The organism is Streptomyces sp. SM1 (genome assembly GCF_002910825.1).
GTDB classification, from domain to species: domain Bacteria; phylum Actinomycetota; class Actinomycetes; order Streptomycetales; family Streptomycetaceae; genus Streptomyces; species Streptomyces okerensis.
In genome coordinates, this window is sequence record NZ_NEUB01000217.1 from 1 (window position 1) to 3332 (window position 3332).

4 protein-coding genes are annotated in these 3332 nt (G+C 70.4%); 1 reads left to right on the forward strand and 3 read right to left on the reverse strand.

All coding sequences use genetic code 11. The features are described 5' to 3' along the window. The 3 genes from hemA to B9S61_RS05055 form a co-directional block, all read right to left on the reverse strand. A partial coding sequence (gene hemA, locus B9S61_RS05045; protein ID WP_103541111.1) for a glutamyl-tRNA reductase occupies window positions 1–1054 on the reverse strand: 1054 nt, incomplete at its 3' end. Continuing rightward, window positions 1051–1818, reverse strand: coding sequence for a redox-sensing transcriptional repressor Rex (locus B9S61_RS05050; protein WP_103541112.1), 768 nt, complete (start codon window positions 1816–1818; stop codon window positions 1051–1053). The genes hemA and B9S61_RS05050, both read right to left, overlap by 4 nt. Before the next feature lie 300 nt (window positions 1819–2118). Then, complete coding sequence (locus B9S61_RS05055; RefSeq protein WP_103541113.1) at window positions 2119–2406, reverse strand: glutaredoxin family protein; 288 nt, start codon at window positions 2404–2406, stop codon at window positions 2119–2121. A 95-nt stretch (window positions 2407–2501) separates the two neighbouring features. Here B9S61_RS05055 and B9S61_RS05060 point away from each other — a divergent pair. Next, window positions 2502–3332: HAD family phosphatase (locus tag B9S61_RS05060; RefSeq protein WP_103541114.1), on the forward strand; the 831-nt coding region annotated here is incomplete at its 3' end.

Genomic DNA, 3332 nt, shown 5'->3' on the forward strand with positions numbered 1-3332 from the left:
CCGCGGCCCACGTGGCGTGCTGCTCCAGCGTCGCCGCGTCCATACCGGCGACGGCCGCCTCGCCCATGACGGAGAATCCGGGCGCTACGGCGGACAGGTCGAGCGGGCAGTCCTCGTCGGTGCCGGCGGAGGTGGGCGGCAGCGGGGTCCGCACGGCCGCGTCGCCGAGGTCCTCGACGCCGTCGAGGTCGACGACGACCCGCTGCTCACCGGTACGGCTCTCGACACCCGCCGCGATCGCGTCGCCCGTGAGGACCAGTCCCGTCGCGCCGGTGCAGGAGACGACAACATCTGCACGTGTCAGCTCGAACGGCACCGAGGTCATCGGTACCGCGCGGGCCAGCACGTTCGTGTCGTCGCCCTCGGTGAGGATCTGCACGAGCCGCTCGGCGCGGTCGGGTGTGCGGTTGGCGATGACGATCTCGGCCACACCGGCCCGCGCGAGCGTGGCCGCGGCCAGCGACGACATCGAGCCGGCACCTATGACCAGGGCCTTCTTGGCGTCCGCCCAGGTCTCGACGGGGGCGCCGAGCGCGAGCTGCTCCAGGCCGAAGGTGACCAGGGACTGCCCGGCGCGGTCGATCCCGGTCTCGGAGTGGGCGCGCTTGCCGACCCGCAGCGCCTGCTGGAACAGGTCGTTGAGCAGCCGTCCGGCGGTGTGCATCTCCTGCGCCCGGGCGAGCGAGTCCTTGATCTGGCCGAGGACCTGCCCCTCGCCCACGACCATCGAGTCCAGCCCGCAGGCCACCGAGAACAGATGGTGGACGGCGCGGTCCTCGTAGTGCACATAGAGATAAGGAGTGAGCTCCTCCAGGCCGACCCCGCTGTGCTGGGCGAGCAGCGTGGACAGCTCGGCGACACCGGCGTGGAACTTGTCGACGTCGGCGTACAGCTCGATGCGGTTGCAGGTGGCGAGGACGGCACCCTCGGCCGCGGGCTCCGCGGCGACCGTGTCCCGCAGCAGTTTGCTCTGCGCGTCCACGCCCAGCGAGGCCCGCTCCAGCACGCTGACCGGCGCGCTGCGGTGACTCAGTCCGACGACGAGGAGACTCATGCCGGCATCACGGCGGGTACGTCCCCGTCGGGCCCCTGGTCGGTGGCGGAGTCCTTGCGCACGGGGGCGGGAGCGGCCGCGGCGGTCTGCGCCGCGGCCTCCTCACCGGCCTTGCGCTGCTCGTGGAAGGCGAGGATCTGCAGCTCGATGGAGAGGTCGACCTTGCGCACGTCGACGCCGTCCGGCACGGTCAGCACGGTCGGCGCGAAGTTCAGGATGGAGGTGACCCCGGCGGCCACGAGCCGGTCGCAGACCGGCTGGGCGGCACCGGCGGGAGTCGCGATGACGCCGATCGACACACCGTTGTCCTGGATGATCGACTCCAGCTCGTCACTGTGCTGCACCGGGATGCCGGCCACGGGCTTCCCCGCCATCGCCGGGTCGGCGTCGATCAGCGCGGCGACCCGGAACCCGCGGGAGGCGAAACCGCCGTAGTTGGCGAGCGCGGCGCCGAGGTTGCCGATACCGACGATCACAACCGGCCAGTCCTGGGTGAGGCCGAGTTCACGGGAGATCTGGTACACGAGATACTCGACGTCGTAACCGACGCCCCTGGTCCCGTAGGAGCCCAGGTAGGAGAAGTCCTTGCGCAGTTTCGCGGAGTTGACCCCCGCGGCGGCCGCCAGCTCCTCCGAGGAGACCGTGGGCACCGAGCGCTCGGAGAGCGCGGTGAGGGCGCGGAGGTACAGCGGAAGCCTGGCGACGGTGGCCTCGGGAATCCCTCGGCTACGGGTCGCCGGTCGGTGAGTTCGGCCAGTTGCCACGGTGCTCCTGCGGGTAGAGCGGGGCTTCAGGCGGTCATACGTCAGGTCATACGTTCCCGGACCGCCCCGTCGGAAGCAGGCTATGTCTTTGTGAACGCGTGCACAAAGATGGTGTCCGATTTGCCCGGCCAACGTGACCGGGGTCACGCAAGCCCGGCGCACTCGTACGGAACCGGCGCGCGAGCACCGCTGTCCCTTTTCTTTCGGGGGCAAAACCGCACACTCTCCTCCGCGAATCCCGCCCCCGAGACCAAGTCACCATCGATCCTAAGCTACTTTCCGCCAGTTTGGACTGGCCGGTCAGTCACTCAGCGCCTTGCGGAGCCGGTCCTCGTTCACCCGCCAGAAGGTGTGCTGGGCGCCGTCGACGAGAACGACGGGGATCTGCTCCCAGTACGTGGCGTACAGCTCCTGGTCCTGGGTGATGTCCTTCCGCTCCCACGGCACGCCGAGCTCATCGCACACCTTCTCCACCACCACCTGCGCGTCGTCGCACAGATGACAGCCGGGCTTGCGGACGAGGGTGACGAGCCGGTCCCGCGGGACGGCCGGGGTGTTGCGGCGGAAGAGAGGGCTCATACGGGCCATTGTCGCCCCCGTGGCAACGACTCGGACCCGGAGAGTTCACGACGCCGGAACCTCTCGGCACCGGAACACCGCGGCCGACTGGCTATGCTCACGGCATGGCCGCTCTCGGATGGCTCACCCCCCGTAGGCGCTCCGCCACGGCGCGGAGCGTGTTGGCAGGCGAGGCCTCGGCGGAGGCAGCACGCAAGTCCACCCAGGAAGTTCTCGAACGCGAACCCGAGTTCCCGGTACCCGGCGACGAGCGGGCCGCGGCGTTCTTCGACCTGGACAACACCGTGATGCAGGGCGCGGCCCTGTTCCACTTCGGGCGCGGGCTGTACAAGCGGAAGTTCTTCGAGACGCGTGAGCTCGCGCGGTTCGCCTGGCAGCAGGCGTGGTTCCGGCTGGCCGGGGTCGAGGACCCCGAGCACATGCAGGAGGCCCGCGACTCGGCGCTCTCCATCGTCCAGGGCCACCGGGTCTCCGAGCTGCAGTCCATCGGCGAGGAGATCTACGACGAGTACATGGCCGAGCGGATCTGGCCGGGCACCCGGGCGCTGGCCCAGGCCCACCTCGACGCGGGACAGCGGGTCTGGCTGGTCACGGCGGCACCGGTGGAGATCGCACAGGTGATCGCCCGCCGGCTGGGGCTGACCGGCGCGCTCGGCACGGTCGCCGAGTCGGTCGACGGCGTGTACACGGGCAAACTGGTGGGCGAACCGCTGCACGGCCCGGCGAAGGCGGAGGCGGTCCGCGCCCTGGCGCTGGCGGAGGAACTGGACCTGGGCCGCTGCGCCGCGTACAGCGACTCGCACAACGACATCCCGATGCTGTCGCTGGTGGGCCACCCGTACGCGATCAACCCGGACTCCAAGCTCCGCAAGCACGCCCGCCGCATGGACTGGCGCCTGCGCGACTACCGCACCGGACGCAAGGCGGCCAAGGTC

What these genes read in the sequence shown, in the direction of transcription:
- B9S61_RS05055 (WP_103541113.1), bottom strand. Translation starts at nt 2,406, where the DNA reads ATGGCCCGTATGAGCCCTCTCTTCCGCCGCAACACCCCGGCCGTCCCG.